This is a genomic window from Salmonella sp. 741265050_HSA (assembly GCF_046569445.1).
Taxonomy (GTDB): domain Bacteria; phylum Pseudomonadota; class Gammaproteobacteria; order Enterobacterales; family Enterobacteriaceae; genus Salmonella; species Salmonella enterica.
This window is the reverse complement of sequence record NZ_JBKFSV010000001.1, coordinates 583,910-603,251: the sequence shown is the minus strand read 5'-3', so window position 1 is coordinate 603,251 and position 19,342 is coordinate 583,910. Positions and strand designations below refer to the sequence as shown.

General features: G+C 49.6%; 17 protein-coding genes and 1 pseudogene. 7 read left to right on the top strand and 11 right to left on the bottom strand.

Annotated elements, in window-relative coordinates; genetic code table 11:
* Window positions 1-55 precede the first annotated feature (55 nt).
* Both ACLD4F_RS02980 and ACLD4F_RS02975 read right to left on the bottom strand, forming a co-directional pair.
* On the bottom strand, window positions 56-1,444 hold the full coding sequence (locus tag ACLD4F_RS02980) for a NarK family nitrate/nitrite MFS transporter (RefSeq protein WP_079944350.1): 1,389 nt from the start codon (window positions 1,442-1,444) through the stop codon (window positions 56-58).
* 213 nt (window positions 1,445-1,657) lie between these two features.
* Complete coding sequence (locus tag ACLD4F_RS02975; protein WP_000121049.1) at window positions 1,658-2,236, bottom strand: TetR family transcriptional regulator; 579 nt, start codon at window positions 2,234-2,236, stop codon at window positions 1,658-1,660.
* 117 nt (window positions 2,237-2,353) lie between these two features.
* Between ACLD4F_RS02975 and smvA the strand changes: the two genes are divergently transcribed.
* Window positions 2,354-3,841 carry a methyl viologen efflux MFS transporter SmvA gene (gene smvA / locus ACLD4F_RS02970; RefSeq protein WP_079944351.1) on the top strand — a complete coding sequence of 496 codons (1,488 nt, stop codon included), beginning with the start codon at window positions 2,354-2,356 and terminating at the stop codon, window positions 3,839-3,841.
* Between the two features lie 24 nt (window positions 3,842-3,865).
* Here the strand turns inward: smvA and ACLD4F_RS02965 are convergent, their stop codons facing one another.
* From ACLD4F_RS02965 to yddG, 3 genes are all read right to left on the bottom strand, one after another.
* Window positions 3,866-4,246, bottom strand: a complete 381-nt coding sequence (locus ACLD4F_RS02965; RefSeq protein WP_014343841.1) for a GFA family protein — start codon at window positions 4,244-4,246, stop codon at window positions 3,866-3,868.
* A 143-nt stretch (window positions 4,247-4,389) separates the two neighbouring features.
* A complete protein-coding gene (ompD, locus tag ACLD4F_RS02960; protein ID WP_000769037.1) occupies window positions 4,390-5,478 on the bottom strand; it encodes a porin OmpD in 1,089 nt (362 codons plus the stop codon).
* A 522-nt stretch (window positions 5,479-6,000) separates the two neighbouring features.
* Window positions 6,001-6,882, bottom strand: a complete 882-nt coding sequence (gene yddG / locus ACLD4F_RS02955) for an aromatic amino acid efflux DMT transporter YddG (protein WP_000203795.1) — start codon at window positions 6,880-6,882, stop codon at window positions 6,001-6,003.
* Window positions 6,883-7,159: 277 nt separating this feature from the next.
* Here yddG and fdnG point away from each other — a divergent pair, with 277 nt between their 5' ends.
* Genes fdnG through fdnI form a run of 3 tightly spaced genes read left to right on the top strand, consistent with a single transcriptional unit; the run spans window position 7,160 to window position 11,754 of the window.
* Entirely contained in the window at window positions 7,160-10,207 is a 3,048-nt protein-coding gene (gene fdnG, locus ACLD4F_RS02950) for a formate dehydrogenase-N subunit alpha (RefSeq protein WP_079945029.1), read from the top strand.
* Window positions 10,208-10,220: 13 nt separating this feature from the next.
* Window positions 10,221-11,105: a formate dehydrogenase subunit beta gene (gene fdxH / locus ACLD4F_RS02945; RefSeq protein ID WP_000061599.1), complete on the top strand. Its 885-nt coding sequence runs from the start codon at window positions 10,221-10,223 to the stop codon at window positions 11,103-11,105.
* Complete coding sequence (fdnI, locus tag ACLD4F_RS02940; RefSeq protein WP_000045658.1) at window positions 11,098-11,754, top strand: formate dehydrogenase-N subunit gamma; 657 nt, start codon at window positions 11,098-11,100, stop codon at window positions 11,752-11,754. Before fdxH ends, fdnI begins: the two co-directional genes overlap by 8 nt.
* A 90-nt stretch (window positions 11,755-11,844) precedes the next feature.
* Here the strand turns inward: fdnI and adhP are convergent, their stop codons facing one another.
* The 4 genes from adhP to bdm all read right to left on the bottom strand — a co-directional run bounded on the left by adhP (window position 11,845) and on the right by bdm (window position 15,464).
* On the bottom strand, window positions 11,845-12,855 hold the full coding sequence (gene adhP, locus ACLD4F_RS02935; RefSeq protein WP_000642447.1) for an alcohol dehydrogenase AdhP: 1,011 nt from the start codon (window positions 12,853-12,855) through the stop codon (window positions 11,845-11,847).
* A 281-nt stretch (window positions 12,856-13,136) separates the two neighbouring features.
* On the bottom strand, window positions 13,137-14,834 hold the full coding sequence (locus ACLD4F_RS02930; RefSeq protein ID WP_000450511.1) for an NAD-dependent malic enzyme: 1,698 nt from the start codon (window positions 14,832-14,834) through the stop codon (window positions 13,137-13,139).
* Between the two features lie 176 nt (window positions 14,835-15,010).
* Window positions 15,011-15,154, bottom strand: a complete 144-nt coding sequence (sra, locus tag ACLD4F_RS02925; RefSeq protein WP_000841559.1) for a stationary-phase-induced ribosome-associated protein — start codon at window positions 15,152-15,154, stop codon at window positions 15,011-15,013.
* Window positions 15,155-15,248: 94 nt separating this feature from the next.
* On the bottom strand, window positions 15,249-15,464 hold the full coding sequence (gene bdm / locus ACLD4F_RS02920) for a biofilm-dependent modulation protein (protein WP_000495700.1): 216 nt from the start codon (window positions 15,462-15,464) through the stop codon (window positions 15,249-15,251).
* 511 nt (window positions 15,465-15,975) lie between these two features.
* Here bdm and ACLD4F_RS02915 point away from each other — a divergent pair.
* Window positions 15,976-16,407: an OsmC family protein gene (locus tag ACLD4F_RS02915; protein WP_023218048.1), complete on the top strand. Its 432-nt coding sequence runs from the start codon at window positions 15,976-15,978 to the stop codon at window positions 16,405-16,407.
* Between the two features lie 120 nt (window positions 16,408-16,527).
* On the opposite strand, the gene hlyE is transcribed toward ACLD4F_RS02915, so the two are convergent.
* Together hlyE and ACLD4F_RS02905 are read right to left on the bottom strand one after the other, a co-directional pair.
* Window positions 16,528-17,439, bottom strand: a complete 912-nt coding sequence (gene hlyE / locus ACLD4F_RS02910) for a hemolysin HlyE (RefSeq protein ID WP_115400742.1) — start codon at window positions 17,437-17,439, stop codon at window positions 16,528-16,530.
* A 135-nt stretch (window positions 17,440-17,574) separates the two neighbouring features.
* A complete protein-coding gene (locus ACLD4F_RS02905; protein ID WP_000778347.1) occupies window positions 17,575-18,210 on the bottom strand; it encodes a hypothetical protein in 636 nt (211 codons plus the stop codon).
* Between the two features lie 300 nt (window positions 18,211-18,510).
* On the opposite strand from ACLD4F_RS02905, the pseudogene ACLD4F_RS02900 reads away from it, so the two are divergent.
* Both ACLD4F_RS02900 and hdeB read left to right on the top strand, forming a co-directional pair.
* Window positions 18,511-18,743 (top strand): annotated as a pseudogene (locus tag ACLD4F_RS02900) (efflux RND transporter permease subunit); the annotation flags it as partial.
* A gap of 234 nt (window positions 18,744-18,977) precedes the next feature.
* Window positions 18,978-19,307, top strand: a complete 330-nt coding sequence (gene hdeB, locus ACLD4F_RS02895) for an acid-activated periplasmic chaperone HdeB (protein WP_001032161.1) — start codon at window positions 18,978-18,980, stop codon at window positions 19,305-19,307.
* Window positions 19,308-19,342: the final 35 nt, after the last annotated feature.

Below are 19,342 nucleotides of genomic sequence, written 5' to 3'. Positions count from 1 at the left end.
TGTCGATTTGGCGTTAAACCATTGCCGGATGGCCGTCCTACAGGTGCGTATGTTGTTATTGTTGTTTAGGCTTACGACGCCCGTAGACCAGCCAGGTCAGCAGGACGCAAGCGATGTAAAACAGCAAAAAGATTTTCATGGCGCCCACCGGCGAGCCGGTCAAGGCCAAAGAGGTGCCAAACGCTTTTGGAATAAAGAAGCCGCCCACAGCGCCAATAGCGGAGATAAAACCGAGCGCGGCGGCGGTATCCGTCACCGCTTCGCGCTGCGCCTGCTCATCGCTCCCGCCGCGCAGTTTGACGTTGTAGAGCGTGATCTGACGGAAGATCACCGCAATCATCTGGAAGGTAGAACCGCTGCCGAGACCCGCTGTCAAAAACAGGCCCATAAAAACAAGATAGAACGCGCTAAAGCTGCCTGCGCCGGAGCCTGGCAGCGTGAGGAATAGCAGGGCGGTAAACAGCGCCATAAAGATAAAATTAATGAGCGTTACGCGAACGCCGCCGAATTTATCGGAGATCACGCCGCCTGCCGATCGCGCCAGCGCGCCGATAAAAGGGCCAAAGAACGCCAGTTGCAGAATGTTTACGTCGGGAAATTGCGTTTTGGCGAGCATGGCGAAACCTGCGGAAAAGCCGATGAATGACCCGAATGTCGCCAGGTACAGCAGGCTAAGCAGCCACAGGTGCAGACGTTTTAGCACCGGCAATTGCGAAGCGACAGACGCTTTTGAACTGCCGATATCGTTCATACCAAACCAGGCGGCAAGCGTCGCGACAGCCAGTAACGGCACCCAGATCCAGGCGGCGTTAGTGAGGGCGAGCAGGGAGCCATCAGGTTGCGGCACGCCCTGGACGCCTAAAAAAGTAAATATCGGCAGAAAAATAACCAGCGGCGCAATCAACTGCATCACACTGACGCCAAGATTTCCCAGTCCGCCGTTAATACCCAACGCGCTACCTTGTCTGGCTTTTGGAAAGAAAAAACTGATGTTGCCCATACTGGACGCGAAGTTTGCCCCCGCAAAACCGCACAACAGAGCGATGAGCATAAATACCCCGAAAGGGGTGGCGGGATTTTGCACGGCGAACCCCAGCCAGGCGCAGGGAATAATCAATATTACGGTACTTAATACGGTCCATTTACGGCCACCAAACAGTGGTACCATAAAGGAGTAGGGGATGCGTAATATTGCGCCGGAAAGAGAAGGTAATGCGGTTAATAAAAAGAGTTGGTCGGTGGTAAAATTAAATCCAATTTTATTGAGGCTGACGGCAACAGCGCTAAACAACATCCAGACGCAAAATGCCAGGAGCAAACAACTTACTGAAATCCATAAGTTTCTTCTGGCGATGCCTTTCCCTTTATTCTCCCAGAAGGCTGGATTTTCGGGTCGCCAGTCACTCAAGAGATAACGGTTATAATTCTCGTTTTGTCGTGTCATTTTACCCCTCACATGCGCATATCATTTGAAAAAAACACAAAAAAGAGACAGAGCGTCACGCGCTCTTTTGAGAACTTATTGAAGTTTTTTTAGAATATTGAGTGAAAGAATAGATAAAAAACCAGGCCAGCGCGGCGCGAAGAGGAGATATTATGTTTCTTAATTGTTACTTTTTGTAAACTAAAAGTGATTTTTATTAAATTATTTGTAACTTTACGCAAAGAGTTCAAGCGTAATCATCCGATCCAGATGGTATTTAAACGCGGGATCGGCCATTTCCGGAATACCCAGCACATACATACCGTCCAGCCCGCACACCAGTGCGATAAGCCGCCAGGCGATATCCGTGGCGTTAGCAGTAAACGTAAATTCTCCTGCCTGTTTGCCCTGCTCGATAATTGTGACCGTTTCCTCATGCCACATCTGCATCGTGAGGAGATAAGCATCTCTGATGTGCGGATCCCGATCGGCCAGAATTTGCGCCTCTCGCCACAATTTTATGTAAGGCTCAAAGCCGCCGTCTTCGCTACCCAACATAGCGTGAAGCCGTGCACGCCAGGTGGCGGGCGGCGGAACTTGCCCGGCATCAAGCAGGGTGCGGATCAAATGGACAAAGGCCAGCGCTTTGAGCTCGCCCGCCGAGCTGAAGTGGTGATGCACCTGGCCGGCGGCGACATCGGCTTCTGATGCGATTCGTCGCACCGTCATGGCGGTAAACCCCTCTGCCAGCGCCACGCGCATCGCCGCTTGCAGGATCACTTCGCGGCGTTCATCCCGGTTAAGGTAACTCATATTTTCCCCACATTAGCCAATGCGCGCAGTGTAACAAAAAGCTGGACATTCGTTCAACTTACCGTAGGATCCTGAAACTGGACAGGCGTCCAAATTTGAGTTTTTGAAGGGAGAGTTATGTTTCGTCAGTGGTTAACGTTAGTCATTATTGTGCTGGTCTATATTCCTGTCGCCATTGATGCCACAGTCTTGCATGTCGCCGCGCCGACACTGAGTATGACACTGGGGGCCAACGGCAACGAGCTGCTGTGGATCATTGATATTTATTCTTTGGTCATGGCTGGCATGGTGTTGCCGATGGGCGCGCTTGGAGATCGTATCGGTTTTAAACGCCTGCTGATGCTGGGCGGGACGCTCTTTGGCCTGGCATCATTGGCGGCGGCGTTTTCGCATACCGCCAGTTGGCTTATCGCCACCAGGGTATTACTGGCTATTGGCGCGGCGATGATTGTACCGGCGACGCTGGCCGGGATACGCGCCACCTTTTGTGAAGAGAAGCATCGCAACATGGCGCTGGGCGTCTGGGCAGCGGTAGGTTCGGGCGGAGCGGCGTTTGGGCCGCTCATCGGCGGCATATTATTAGAGCATTTTTACTGGGGATCGGTTTTCCTGATCAACGTGCCGATTGTGCTGGTCGTCATGGGCTTAACCGCCCGCTATGTTCCTCGCCAGGCGGGCCGTCGCGATCAACCGCTCAATCTTGGCCATGCGGTGATGCTGATTATTGCCATTTTGCTGTTGGTCTATAGCGCTAAAACCGCGCTGAAAGGGCATCTGTCGCTGTGGGTCATCTCGTTTACCCTGCTTACCGGCGCGCTGCTCCTGGGACTCTTTATCCGCACACAGCTTGCGACATCGCGTCCGATGATTGATATGCGGCTATTTACCCATCGCATTATCCTGAGCGGCGTCGTGATGGCGATGACCGCGATGATCACTCTGGTGGGTTTTGAGCTGCTGATGGCGCAAGAGCTGCAGTTTGTTCACGGACTATCGCCTTATGAGGCCGGGGTATTTATGCTGCCGGTGATGGTCGCCAGTGGATTCAGCGGGCCGATTGCGGGCGCGCTGGTCTCGCGTCTGGGACTACGGCTGGTCGCGACGGGCGGCATGGCGTTAAGCGCGCTGAGTTTTTATGGCCTGGCGATGACGGATTTCAGCACCCAGCAATGGCAGGCCTGGGGGCTAATGGCGCTGCTGGGATTTAGCGCCGCCAGCGCATTGCTGGCTTCCACGTCGGCAATTATGGCCGCTGCGCCGGCAGAAAAAGCGGCGGCGGCCGGCGCGATCGAAACGATGGCTTATGAACTGGGCGCGGGACTGGGCATCGCCATTTTCGGTCTGTTGTTAAGCCGTAGCTTCTCCGCGTCTATCCGTCTGCCTGCCGGGCTTGAGGCGCAAGAGATTGCCAGAGCGTCATCTTCAATGGGGGAAGCCGTGCAGTTGGCTAATAGCCTGCCGCCCACGCTGGGGCAGGCAATACTGGACGCCGCCAGACAGGCCTTTATCTGGTCGCATAGTGTAGCGTTAAGCAGCGCCGGGAGTATGCTTCTTTTGCTGGCGGTAGGGATGTGGTTCAGTCTGGCAAAAGCCCAACGCCGATAACATAACGCCTGATGAGATAAGCGCTTAATGCGCTAGCTGGCAGGGGGAGTCCATTTCCTCAACCTCTTTACCGCTGAGGCGTGCGTATTGCCCCGTCAGTCGCCAGAAGGCAGGCTGGGTTTCGGTATAAATTTCCGCAGCCAGAATCAGCCGACGGCGATCAACTTCGTTCAGTTCCAGTAAGGTCCAGGGAATAAAATAGCGATCGGTATCGGTAAGCCGAAACCACAGCGGACACCCGCAGCCGGAACAGAAGTAGCGTTCGCCGCGCGAAGAGGATGAAAAGTATGGCGGTTCCGGGGAAAGGGGGGCTAGCTGTGGTTGCCCGCAGGCTTCCAGATACATGGCTATTCCACCCGACCATTTTTGACACAGCGTACAATGGCAGGCATAGACATCCAGCATTTCGACGTCAACGGTAAAATGGCTCTGTCCGCAAAGACAACGACCAGTGAACGTCTGCACGGCATACTCCTTATGACCGAGTCTACATCAAGAGAAAAAGCCAGCCCTGAAAGGACTGGCTTTGTATTCAGACTACAACAAAATTAGAACTGGTAGTTCAGACCAACAGCAACGATGTTGTCGGTAGACACTTTAGCCGCTTTGGTGAAGTCGCTGTCGTCCAGCAGGTTGATTTTGTAATCAACGAAGGTGGACATGTTTTTGTTGAAGTAGTAGGTTGCGCCAACATCGATGTACTCAACCAGATCCTGGTCGCCGTAAGTACCCAGGTTTTTACCTTTGGATTTCAGGTAAGCAATGGACGGACGCAGACCGAAGTCGAACTGATACTGAGCAACTGCTTCAAAGTTCTGGGTTTTATTCGCGATAAACGCATCACCCGCTGAATCTTCACCAAAGGTGGTCATGTTCAGCGTTTCGGAGTAGGTGGTCGCCAGGTAGATGTTGTTCGCATCATATTTCAGACCAGCAGCCCAGACTTCAGCGTTTTTACCCGCAGCATTCAGGTTGCTCGCTGCTTTCACCTGGTTGTTAGTACGGTCAGACTTCGCATAGGCCGCACCTACGCCAAAACCTTCGTACTCATACGTTGCGGACAGACCGAAACCGTCGCCGTTAGACTCGTACGCGCCGTCACGGTCGTTTTTGCCCTGGTACTGCGCGGCAAAGTTCAGACCTTCAACCAGGCCAAAGAAGTCAGTGTTACGGTAGGTGGCAACACCAGTAGTACGGCCAGTCATGAAGACGTCAGTCTGAGTCCAGGTATCGCCACCAAACTCTGGCAGAACGTCGGTCCATGCGCCGATGTCGTAAGCAACGCCGTAGTTACGACCGTAGTCGAAAGAACCGTAGTCAGCGAATTTCAGACCAGCAAACGCCAGACGGGTTTTGTCTTTGTCAGCGCCCTGGCTTTCAGTACGGTTGCCTTTGAATTCATATTCCCACTGGCCAAAACCGGTTAACTGATCGTTGATCTGCGTTTCGCCTTTAAAGCCCAGACGCGCGTAAGTTTTGTCACCATCACTTCCGTTATCATCAGAGAAATAATGCTGAGCGTGAACTTTACCGTACAGATCCAGTTTATTGCCGTCTTTGTTATATACCTCGGCTGCATTTACAACGCCTGCTGCCAACAGGGAAGTCACTGCCACTGCCACTAACTTAAGTTTCATTTTAATAATCCTTATAATTTTCTTAGCGTGTTTCCTCAACCATTGTTAAACGAGGCGTTTGTCAATGGCAGACTATTTTTAAATGACGGAGTGGCATAAGTTCAATAATAAGTTTCATAAGATTACAAATTATTTTAATTTGTGTGATCGAGATCTCCTTAATACATTTGAGAGTATTAATTCAAATAGGGACTGTCTAATAAGATATATTTTCGGAGGGGACTATTGGGCTGTTTATGGTTTTATTTTTGGTAGTAACCACTGATTATTATATGCACTAATACAGTTGCCAGCTAGCGTTAATTATATATTTGTTAATATGATTATATCATTGCATTAACATATTTAACGATTTTATAAAATCCATTTTTACCAGCGCATCCTGGTATGGCGCAGGGGGAGCACGTGAAAATGAAAAATCGTCAAATACACACAGGCAATAGATAAAAGCGTAGTTGTGTTATGAAGAGTGTCAAGGTACAGCGGGTCGATTTAATATCAATATCGGCCCGCCCGTCGCTATTAGCGCCGCCGCGTTGCCAGCCAACAAAGTAGTGAACCTACGCAAACCATGACTGCGCCTTGCCAGAAGGAGAATGACAGTGGTGAGCTGAGTAACAGCGCTGCCAGAGCAGAGGACATGACGGGGGTAAAATAAGACCCTACGGCCATGATAGTCACATTGCCATGAAGTATGCCCACATTCCATGCTGCGTAGGCAAACCCCAACGTTAATGCTGCGGTAAAAAGTTTAGCAATCACCGGTAGGCTAAATATCATGGCAGGTTGCGGCGTAAGAAAATAGTGGAACCACAGCGCTACGGCGGTGAGTAACACAAAGACGGTGATACCGTTAAAACCACGCGCATATTTATTGGTGACCGTGCAGTACGTCGCCCATATAAACGCCCCAAGAAATGCCAGTAAATAACTTAGCGGACTGGTGGCGACATTGCTGATAATTTCTCCGGGATTAAGACCATTCTCGCCCCCCAGAACCCAGCAAACGCCAGTAAGTGCAATAAGCAATCCAGGAACAATAAGCCAGTTAGTTTTTTGCCCATTAAAAAGAATGGCAAACAGAATAGTCAGGCTGGGCCATAAATAGTTAACCATGCCGACTTCGATAGCCTGATGGCGAGTGGCGGCATAACCGAGAGAAAGCGCCAGGCATATTTCATAACTGACAAACAGTACGCTGCCTGCGATGAGGTATCGCCCCGGGAAACGGCGGATATCAGGTAATCCGACGGTAAAAATCAGCAGCAGGCCGCTTAATGAATAGATCATGGCTGCGCCGCCTACCGGTCCAAGACCTTCGCTGACGCCGCGAATTAACCCAACCATCGTGCTCCACAGAACGATGGCAACAAGCCCTATTAGCGTTGCTTTTTGTGATGTCATGCTTTGTGACTGTCCTGAATACCGCGCAAAATAAACTGCCACTTATAGCACTTTTTCCGAGTGCGATGCCATGCAGTGTCATTTTTTAGTACCTCCCTGGAGTTATTGCGGTTTAAAAATAGGGCTATTTAATAGCGGAACCGTTTCAATATTGATTTGACGCAAAAAAGTTATCGATTTTGCTGTTAGTTTCCTCGCGAAGTTATACACGCATCCTGGACTGAGGTTTTGATGCAGTTCGAAGGAGGCGTGCATCCGTGGAAAAAAGAGGAAAGCAATGGACGTCAGCCGCAGACAATTTTTTAAAATCTGCGCGGGCGGTATGGCGGGAACAACGGTGGCCGCACTGGGTTTTACCCCTAAAATGGCCCTGGCTCAGGCGCGAAACTATAAGCTGTTGCGCGCAAAAGAGATCCGTAACTCCTGCACATACTGTTCCGTAGGTTGCGGGCTATTAATGTATAGCCTGGGAGATGGGGCAAAAAACGCGAAAGAAGCGATTTACCATATTGAAGGCGACCCGGATCATCCGGTAAGCCGTGGCGCGCTGTGCCCGAAAGGGGCCGGTTTGCTGGATTATGTTCACAGTGAAGATCGCCTGCGCTATCCGGAATACCGCGCGCCGGGTTCCGACAAGTGGCAGCGCATTAGCTGGGATGACGCTTTCACTCGTATTGCTAAATTAATGAAAGCCGATCGTGACGCCAACTTTATTGAAAAGAATGAGCAGGGCGTCACGGTTAACCGCTGGCTCTCTGCCGGGATGCTGTGCGCCTCGGCGGCCAGCAATGAAACGGGTATGCTGACGCAGAAGTTTGCGCGTTCTCTCGGTATGCTGGCGGTAGATAACCAGGCGCGCGTCTGACACGGACCAACGGTAGCAAGTCTTGCTCCAACATTTGGTCGCGGTGCGATGACCAACCACTGGGTGGATATTAAAAACGCCAACGTCGTGATGGTGATGGGCGGCAATGCCGCTGAAGCGCATCCGGTGGGTTTCCGCTGGGCGATGGAAGCGAAAAACAACAACGATGCGACGTTGATCGTCGTTGATCCACGCTTTACGCGTACGGCGTCGGTGGCGGATATCTATGCGCCAATACGTTCCGGTACAGACATTACCTTTCTGTCCGGCGTTTTGCTGTACCTGATCGAAAATAACAAAATCAACGCTGAATACGTTAAGCATTACACCAACGCCAGCCTGCTGGTGCGGGATGATTTTGCCTTTGATGACGGTCTTTTCAGCGGCTATGACGCCCAAAAGCGTCAGTACGATAAATCCTCCTGGAACTACCAGTTCGATGAAAACGGCTATGCCAAACGTGATGAAACGTTGACGCACCCACGCTGTGTGTGGAATCTGCTGAAGCAGCACGTTTCGCGCTATACGCCGGACGTCGTGGAAAACATCTGCGGTACGCCGAAAGCGGACTTCCTGAAGGTGTGTGAGGTGTTGGCCTCTACCAGCGTTCCGGATCGCACTACCACCTTCCTGTATGCGCTGGGCTGGACGCAACATACCGTCGGGGCGCAGAACATCCGTACCATGGCGATGATCCAGTTGCTGCTCGGTAATATGGGGATGGCTGGCGGCGGTGTGAACGCCTTGCGCGGCCACTCTAATATTCAAGGCTTAACGGATTTAGGACTGCTCTCCACCAGCCTGCCGGGTTATCTGACGCTGCCATCGGAAAAACAGGCCGATCTGCAAACTTATCTGGCCGCGAACACGCCAAAAGCGACATTGGCCGATCAGGTCAACTACTGGGGCAATTATCCTAAGTTCTTCGTCAGCCTGATGAAATCTTTCTATGGCGATGCGGCGCAGAAAGAGAATGACTGGGGCTTTGCCTGGCTGCCTAAGTGGGATCAGTCCTATGACGTGATCAAATATTTCAACATGATGGATAGCGGGAAAGTCACCGGCTATTTCTGTCAGGGCTTTAACCCGGTGGCGTCCTTCCCGGACAAAAACAAAGTGGTGCAAAGCTTAAGCAAACTGAAGTATCTGGTCGTTATCGATCCGCTGGTGACTGAAACGTCAACATTCTGGCAGAACCACGGCGAATCTAACGATGTCGATCCGACAACGATTCAGACCGAAGTCTTCCGTCTGCCGTCTACCTGTTTTGCGGAAGAGGATGGCTCTATCGCTAACTCCGGTCGCTGGTTACAGTGGCACTGGAAAGGTCAGGACGCGCCGGGCGAAGCGCGTAACGACGGCGAGATTCTGGCCGGAATTTACCATCGTCTGCGTGAAATGTATCGCGCAGAAGGCGGTAAAGGCGCCGAACCACTATTGAAGATGAGCTGGAACTACAAGCAGCCGGATGAACCGCATTCGGAAGAAGTGGCGAAAGAGAACAACGGCTATGCGCTGGAAGATCTCTATGACGCCAACGGTACACTGCTTGCCAGGAAAGGCCAGTTGTTGAGTAGTTTTGCATTACTGCGCGATGACGGTACGACATCCTCCTCCTGCTGGATTTATACCGGTAGCTGGACGGAGCAGGGCAACCAGATGTCCAGACGTGATAACGCCGACCCGTCAGGGCTTGGCAATACACTGGGTTGGGCGTGGGCGTGGCCGCTAAACCGTCGCGTATTGTATAACCGCGCTTCGGCGGACCCGCAGGGTAAACCGTGGGATCCAAAACGGATGCTGATCCAGTGGAATGGCGCGAAGTGGACAGGGAACGATATTCCGGACTTTAACAACGCGGCGCCGGGGAGCGGGACCAATCCGTTTATCATGCAGCCGGAAGGGCTGGGACGTCTGTTTGCTATTGATAAAATGGCGGAAGGGCCGTTCCCTGAACACTACGAGCCGATGGAAACGCCGCTGGGCACTAACCCGCTGCACCCGAATGTAGTCTCGAACCCGGCGGCGCGTCTGTATGAAGAAGATGCGCTGCGCATGGGTAAGAAGGAGCAGTTTCCGTACGTGGGCACGACTTACCGCCTCACAGAGCATTTCCATACCTGGACCAAACATGCGCTACTTAACGCTATCGCTCAGCCGGAACAGTTTGTGGAGATCAGTGAGACGCTGGCGGCAGCGAAAGGTATTGCTAACGGCGACTATGTGAAGGTGAGTAGTAAACGCGGGTTTATTCGCGCAGTCGCGGTGGTAACTCGTCGTCTTCGCACCCTGCATGTCAACGGTCAGCAGGTTGAAACGGTGGGGATCCCGATTCACTGGGGCTTTGAGGGTGTCGCGCGCAAAGGCTATATCGCCAATACTCTGACGCCAAATGTCGGTGATGCCAACTCGCAAACGCCGGAATACAAAGCGTTTTTAGTTAACATCGAGAAGGCGTAAGGGAGGCGAACATATGTCTATGGAAACGCAGGACATTATTAAACGGTCCGCAACAAACGCCATCACGCCGCCTCCGCAGGCGCGTGATTACAAAGCCGAAGTCGCGAAACTGATCGACGTCTCCTCCTGTGTCGGCTGTAAAGCCTGCCAGGTAGCCTGTTCTGAATGGAACGATATTCGCGATAACGTTGGCCATTGTGTCGGGGTGTACGATAACCCTGCCGATCTCAGCGCCAAGTCCTGGACGGTGATGCGCTTTACCGAAACCGAGCAGAACGGCAAGCTGGAGTGGCTGATTCGTAAAGATGGTTGTATGCACTGTGAAGATCCAGGCTGTCTTAAAGCCTGTCCATCTGCCGGGGCTATCATCCAGTACGCGAACGGGATTGTTGATTTTCAATCTGAACACTGTATCGGCTGTGGTTACTGTATCGCCGGGTGTCCGTTTAATATTCCGCGCCTCAACAAAGAGGACAACCGCGTTTATAAATGTACGCTTTGCGTCGATCGCGTCAGCGTGGGCCAGGAACCGGCCTGCGTCAAAACTTGCCCGACCGGGGCTATTCATTTCGGCACCAAAAAAGAGATGCTGGAACTGGGTGAGCAACGCGTGGAGAAGTTAAAAGCGCGCGGCTTTGAACATGCCGGTATCTACAACCCGCAGGGCGTTGGCGGTACGCACGTCATGTATGTGCTGCACCATGCCAATCAGCCGGAGTTGTACCACGGCTTGCCGAAAGATCCGCAGATCGATACCTCAATCAATCTGTGGAAAGGGGCGCTAAAACCGCTGGCCGCAGCGGGCTTTATCGCCACTTTCGCCGGTCTGATTTACCACTACATCGGTATTGGCCCGAATAAAGAAACGGACGACGATGAGGAGGATCATCATGAGTAAGTCGAAAATGATTGTGCGCACGAAATTTGTCGACCGCGCCTGTCACTGGACGGTGGTGATCTGCTTCTTCCTGGTAGCGCTGTCGGGGATTTCGTTTTTCTTCCCGACGCTACAATGGTTGACGCAAACTTTCGGCACGCCGCAGATGGGACGTATTTTGCACCCGTTCTTCGGTATTGCCATCTTCATCGCGCTGATGTTTATGTTCGTGCGTTTCGTCCACCACAACATCCCGGATAAAAAAGACATTCCGTGGCTGAAAAATATTGTCGAAGTATTGAAAGGCAATGAGCATAAGGTGGCGGATGTCGGCAAATACAATGCCGGACAGAAGATGATGTTCTGGTCCATTATGAGCATGATTTTTGTGCTGCTGGTGACTGGCGTGATTATCTGGCGTCCGTATTTCGCGCAGTATTTCCCCATGCAGGTGGTGCGTTATAGCCTGTTAATTCATGCGGCGGCGGGCATTATTTTAATGCACGCGATCCTCATCCATATGTATATGGCGTTTTGGGTGAAAGGCTCGATTAAAGGCATGATCGAAGGGAAGGTCAGCCGTCGCTGGGCGAAGAAACATCACCCACGCTGGTATCGTGAAATCGAGAAGGCGGAAGCAAAAAAGGAGAGCGAAAAAGGTATTCAGTAATTCTTTCGCGATCTGATAAACAAGGCGCTATCCTCGTAGCGCCTTGTTTTCATCTGCTGTCTGTATACTCAGACGACCACAGCAAATCGTTTAACGACGGAAATCGATGACCATACGGCCACGAATTTGCCCTTGTTCCATCTCTTTAAAAATAACATTGATATCTTCAAGCGGACGTAAAGCGACTTTTGGCACGACTTTTCCTTCCGCCGCGAACTGGAAGGCTTCGGTCAGATCCTGGCGTGTCCCCACCAACGAACCGACAACCTGAATGCCATCCAGCACCAGGCGAGGGATATCAAGGTTCATGGCTTCTGGCGGCAGCCCGACTGCCACCACGCGGCCTCCGGCGCGAACGGCATCTACTGCGGAATTAAACGCCGCCTTAGCGACCGCGGTAACCACCGCTGCGTGCGCGCCACCGGTTTTTTCCTGCACAATTTTAGCCGCATCTTCCGTACGTGAATTAATGGTCAGATCTGCGCCCATTTCCTCGGCCAGTTTCAGTTGTCCATCATTGACATCAATGGCGATCACTTTCGCATTGAAAACGTTTTTCGCGTACTGCAAGGCCAGATTACCCAGACCGCCCAGACCGTAGATGGCAATCCACTGGCCAGGTTTAATATGAGAAATCTTCACCGCTTTATACGTGGTAACGCCCGCGCAGGTAATACTACTTGCCGCCGCAGAGTCCAGACCTTCCGGTACTTTCACCGCATAATCCGCGACGACAATACACTCTTCGGCCATGCCGCCATCTACCGTGTAACCGGCATTTTTCACGTTGCGGCATAAGGTTTCATTGCCCGTATTGCAATACTCACAGTGTCCGCATCCTTCATAAAACCACGCGACACTCGCGCGATCGCCGGGTTTCAGCGAGGTGACACCGGGACCGACTTCCGCCACGACGCCAATGCCTTCGTGTCCCAGAATGACGCCGGTTTTGTCACCGAAATCTCCGTTTTTCACGTGTAGATCGGTATGGCATACGCCGCAGCACTCCATTTTTAGCAAAGCTTCACCGTGGCGAAGGGGACGCAGCGTTTTCTCAGTAACATCAACCTGATGATCTTGTGTGACAACAGCAGCTTTCATAACCTTCTCCTTTTATTAATAGTGAACTGCATAGCAGGTAATAGCAGGTAAGGTGCTATTACCTCTTTAGGATTAATATTTCTGATGAGTTATGCAAGGCGGCAGAAATACAATGTAATAGTTTAGCCAGGATTATCCTGATAAATCCCCGTTCAATACATAAAGGTAGCTAATATTAGTAGCTTGACAAATAAGCAGGGAAAGGAATTCAGGTGTGTCGACAGACTCGCCAAAACTAAAGAAGAAAGTGATATCCGGCGGCATTCACCGCCGGGTACGTATTAAATGGAAGTCCGACGGTAGTCGCGGTATTCCGGTTTCCAGAAGTTATCGTCAATCGCCTGTTGCAGCGCTTCCGCAGAGGTTTTCACCGCTACACCTTGTTGCTGCGCCATTTTGCCTACGGCAAAAGCGATAGCGCGCGACACGACCTGGATGTCTTTAAGCGCTGGCAACACTAATCCTTCGCCGTTATTCACCAGCGGAGAATGTTTCGCCAGCGTCTCACTGGCTGACATCAGCATTTCATCAGTAATGCGCGATGCGCCGGAAGCGATAACCCCCAGACCGATGCCGGGGAAAATATAGGCGTTATTACATTGTGCGATCGGATAAACCTTATCTTTCCAGATGACCGGCGAGAATGGACTGCCAGTTGCCACCAGCGCGTTGCCTTCCGTCCAGGCGATAATGTCCTGTGGCGTGGCCTCCACGCGAGAGGTGGGATTAGAGAGCGGCATGACGATCGGGCGAGGGCAATGCTTATGCATCTCGCGGATGATCTCTTCAGTAAAGAGCCCAGTCTGGCCGGAAACCCCGATCAGAATATCCGGCTTCACGTTACGCACCACATCCAGCAGCGACAGCACGTCATTTTCGGTATCCCAGTGCTGGAGATTGTCGCATTTCTGCACCAGTTTTGCCTGGAACGGCAATAAATTAGGCATCCGGTCCGTCAACAGGCCGAAGCGATCGACCATAAAAACGTTCTGTCGGGCGGCATCTTCGCTTAAACCTTCACGCTGAGTCTGCGCGATGATTTGTTCAGCAATCCCACATCCGGCGGAACCCGCGCCGAGGAAAACGATTTTCTGCTCGCTAAGCTGACTGCCGGCAGCGCGGCTGGCGGCGATCAACGTACCGACGGTCACGGCTGCGGTGCCCTGAATATCATCGTTAAAGGAGCAAATCTCATCACGATAGCGCGTCAACAGTGGCATTGCGTTTTTCTGCGCGAAATCTTCAAACTGTAGCAGGATATCTGGCCAGCGCTGCTTAACGGCCTGAATAAACTCATCGACAAACGCATAATACTCATCGTCGGTAATGCGCGGATGACGCCAGCCCATGTAAAGCGGATCGTTGAGTAACTGTTGATTGTTGGTGCCGACATCCAGCACAACGGGAAGGGTATAGGCCGGACTAATGCCGCCGCAGGCGGTGTATAATGACAGCTTACCGATAGGGATCCCCATCCCGCCGATGCCCTGATCGCCAAGCCCCAGAATCCGCTCGCCATCCGTCACCACAATAACTTTAATGTTGTGGTTAGGCACATTCTGCAAAATGTCGTCCATATTGTGACGGTTCGGATAAGAGATAAATACGCCGCGCGCCCGGCGATAAATCTCAGAGAAGCGCTCACAGGCCGCGCCCACGGTCGGGGTATAGATAACCGGCATCATCTCTTCAAGATGGTTTTGCACCAGTCGATAAAAGAGCGTTTCGTTGGTATCCTGGATGTTACGCAGGTAAATATGCTTATCGATTTCTGTTTTAAACCCCTGATACTGGAGCCAGGCGCGTTCGGCCTGTTCTTCAATCGACTCGACGACCTCCGGCAGCAGCCCTGACAAATTGAAGTTGCGGCGCTCTTCTACGCTAAAAGCGCTGCCTTTGTTTAACAGGGGGAATTCCAGCAATACAGGGCCAGCGTAAGGGATATAAAGGGAACGTGCTTTCTTGGTTGTAGTTTCCATGTTACTCACTCTTTTTCGAATAACTGTCCCTGGCACCGTCGTTTATCATCATATATTGCCTTCCACCAGGGAACCGACCCTGAGTATAAAGCATTGTGAGACGTTAAGGTCATTCCTATAAACAAAAACACCATTGCAGATGCAATGGTGTTTAACGTCATTTCAGGACTGTACGATTACTTTTGGCTATCGGCGCGGCGCTTTCTGCCGGTTGGGTTATTCACCACGCTGCTGGTGTCGCCTTCAGTAACAACCTTACGCTGGTTGGAAATTCTGTAATCCAGTCCAAGTATATGACGAGCCTGACGGTTCGATTTCATGTTAACTCCTCAATCCTGTTGCTAGTTTTAAGGACAAATTCGCTTACGCGAAAGAAACGTAACCCCTAAGGTTGCCGATACAGCATAGCAGGTTTTACAGAGTCGGGTGCTGCCCGCTTACCACATAGTTGATGGTCTGCTGGTAGATGTCACTGAGGATGTCATTGTCGGAAGCCTCAACCCATTTGGTCAGCTCCATTAAAATATCATCTTCAGTGACAACGCCTAACTCCGCGCGTAATCCTTGCTCAATCGCGTTGACCAGGGCCGGTTGTGCTGCTGAGGTATTTGCTGAGTGATAAGTAAACATATAATGCCTCCGTGAACATGTATTTATTTAGTACGGCTCGCAGAAAATTAATTCGTATTCAGCATGGCAAATAATTTTGCGGCTGTGGTTAAGATTAGTCCTGGAGTTATTTTAACGCAAGGCGGAGCTCTAATTGCTTACCCCAGAAGAAAATATATTACGTTTGCCAATTACATATCCTCATACTAGTAGTGGTCAATTAATATACATTCAAAAGGCTACTTATTGCGATTTTTATCCTTTATTACAACGAGATGAGACAAATCTTGATTTGAATGAAAATATACATAATGGAATACGCCTCCGGAAGAAAAAGTAAGGATAAAAAGAAGGATATATTCTTTAAAGAAAGGGAGGCCTGTTGGTTTAATATTCATCACTGAAAAAGCATACAACTATTTTCTATATCTGAAGTGCGGGTAATCGACAACATGCTACCTCCATCGGCATGGACAACGCAGATTAGCAGCATGGTCTATACTTTATTTTTTGAGCCAACAGGAGAGCAAAAATGACAATCCATAAGAAAGGTCAGGCACACTGGGAAGGCGATATCAAACGAGGTAAAGGCACTGTATCAACAGAAAGCGGCGTGCTTAATCAACAACCGTATGGATTCAATACCCGGTTCGAAGGCGCGCAGGGAACCAACCCGGAAGAGTTAATTGGCGCCGCACATGCGGCCTGTTTCTCCATGGCGCTATCACTCATGCTGGGAGAGGCTGGATTTACGCCGACATCCATTGACACAACCGCTGACGTATCGCTTGATAAGGTGGATGCGGGCTTCGCCATTACCAAAATTGCGCTACAAAGCAAAGTTGCGGTAGCAGATATTGATGCTTCAACTTTCGATCAAATCATCCAGAAAGCAAAAGCCGGGTGCCCGGTATCGCAGGTTCTGAATGCGGAAATCACCCTCGACTACCAGCTTAACGCCTGATAACCTCGCCAGCCCGGTAACGACTCTTGTTTATCGGGCTGTTGAATATCGCTTTTTCTCCGTCTCTCATTTTCTTCACGCTATCGGGCGTTAAAAGTAAACAGAGCGAATGAAAATGTATCAGACGTCAGGAACCTCGAGAAGCGTCTTCTTACCGTGCCTTTGTTGGTATTCATTACAGGTGTTAATCATTTTCTTTGCAGCTCCTTTTAGTAAAGAAAGCATTAAATCATCATAATCAACGTAGAATCTGGTTGTTTCGGTTTCCGTTTTTATCTCCCCAATTGCTGCTATTTCAGTGGCTAATTTCAATTTTGCCGCATCGATATCTTTATTCGCTTGTTTCACTGTGGCTGATAAGCTAGTAAAGAAATTTTGCACTGCTTTTAGCCTGTCATTCAATTCTGGAATCAATTTCCCTTCAATCACGCCCGCAGCAATAGAATAGGAAATAATTAATCCAAACGGACCGGCGACTATGCCTGCTGCAGCACCGGCATAAGCTTCCTTACGAATTCTATCCACCTGTGACTGGAAATAACTACTTTTTTCCGAGAAATCATTAGTTAACTGGCTATCTAATGCCAGCAGTTTTCCTGAAGCGTTGTTGAAACTTTGTGAACTTCCCAGGAGAGATTTTTGCGCTTCATTCAGTTTATTGACGCCATCATCTAATATCCTGATGAGAATGTCTTTCTGCGCTGATGCTTTTTTCTCATTATATTCATCAAATAGTAAAATATACGCTGAGAGTAATTGCGTCACGACACCACACCATTCATAAACAGTTTGTGTCGCTTCAAAATACTTGTCCTGGCTGTCCATAAGCAAAACTTTAATATCACCAACTAAAACAGAAGCTTCCTGCGAGTACTCCTGTTTAAAACGGCTTAACTCTTTTATGGTTTCATCAAAAGTCTTCCAGGGGATGACCTGGTCGAGGTATTTGTTATAAAAATCTAATGCCCCATCTGCGGTTTCGATCGCGCTTTTAACTACCTCTACAGTTTGTTCTGCAAATATTCCAGTCATAATCATTTGCCTCTTTAAATATATAAATTGCAATTAAGCTATTGTTTTATAACTTATTCCCACCTATTACCTCCAGACAGCTTTTGTAGCTTAAGTTAGCATTCCAGAATGCTGGAAATACTGCCAACTTCCTGCTTATCTACGCTGGGTACGATTACTCTGCTGCATTTTCTCCAGAATACGACCAAAAGAAACTGTTTTGCTTCCTACTTTCACCATCCCATCTTCCGGTAAGTAGCTAAATTTGACGTACAGTATATTGTTGCTGGTTTTATCTTTTGGCTTCATAGCCAAAATGGCTTGCTGTAATGCTTTTAGGTCGGAGGGGATACCCACCGCATCGGTGATATCGGTACCGGGCACAAATTTCGATACCTGATCAACAGTTTGAGTCAATATATCCTGTAGCGGAAATAAGCCGGTAAAACGTTGTTTGGGTTTATATTTTGTCACTCCCATATAAATGTCAGGTAGACCTTTAATGTGGTTTTCAATGCTGCGAGTTTTATTTTGCAACATAAATTCGCTAATCTCTACCGGAGAGCCGATCAATACCAGCGGTTTCACTCCTGCACCTTTTTCGGAAAAGAGATAGTTGTTATTGCTGCTTTTTACTGCTTTCTGCAACTCGCCACGATCCATGATTAAGCTGTAATATTTACCTTCTTTCACAACAGGTTTGGGTTCACGCCACATATTGATATCGCTAGCTTGTGCCATACTGGATACCATCATGTAACCGAAAAACGCCAATGTTACGGATAGTTTCATTAACTTTACCTTTTTAATTAGCCAAAAAAATAGCACTCGTAAAAAGTATAAAGCCGTGGTTGCAACAAAACTTAAACGTCGCTCACTTCACCGATAAGCATTTATTTATCTTAATTATATAAATTTCCCTCCTAATAATACCTGAATTATTACCCTTTGGATTCAACTGCTTGCAGTTATAGTGCTAAATAACAATAAATCTACTGGAAGTATACAGTTTGTGTACGAAAGGTGTTTTTTATGATTACGGAAACCTGAAATTGTCCGACTATCTGTAAATGCTATGAAATTGTATTGTAGATCCGATTGCGCCCGGTGCTGATGACTACCGGGGCAATAGTGGTTGGTTTAGCCCTGATAGGGTTCGCCAGCGGCGTAGACGCCGCAAGCCGTTTTGGCCAGGGCTGGTGGTTGCCTCCGGAATGCTGACAGGCAATCTGTTTACGATGTTTGTTCTGCCCACCGTTTGTGTCTGGCTGGCGCGATTGCGACAGCATGTCAGAGCGAAGTTCTCTTTCATCAGCTCAACGTAGCGCATACCTCGTCATTTGCTATTGTCGTGGTCTACTTTTTCGCCCTAAAATCTGCTCGCCATGTTGCTTTATTCATCAAACATCAAAATCAGTCAACGTAAATATCAATAATAGCCATATCACGGAGGGTGATCTTTATTCCTGAGAGAGGAGGGGTATTATTTTCTGCGTTCTACATTAACGGGTTAACGCGCAGATGTAGAGGTTATTTATATAATTATTGGAGCAACAACAATGAATAAATTCTCCCTTGCTACAGCAGGTATTATCGTGGCAGCGCTGGTAACCAGTGTTAGCGTGAATGCGGCAACAGATACTACTAAAACAAACGTTACGCCTAAAGGTATGAGCTGCCAGGAGTTTGTTGACCTCAATCCGCAGACGATGGCGCCAGTCGCTTTCTGGGTGCTGAATGAAGATGAAGATTTTAAAGGCGGGGACTACGTTGATTTCCAGGAAACTGAGACGACAGCAGTGCCGCTAGCCGTTGAGCTTTGTAAGAAAAACCCGCAGAGTGAATTAAGCAAAATAAAAGACGAAATCAAGAAAGAACTCTCAAAATAAGAGTAAACTGATATCAAAACCCGGCCTGTGTGTCG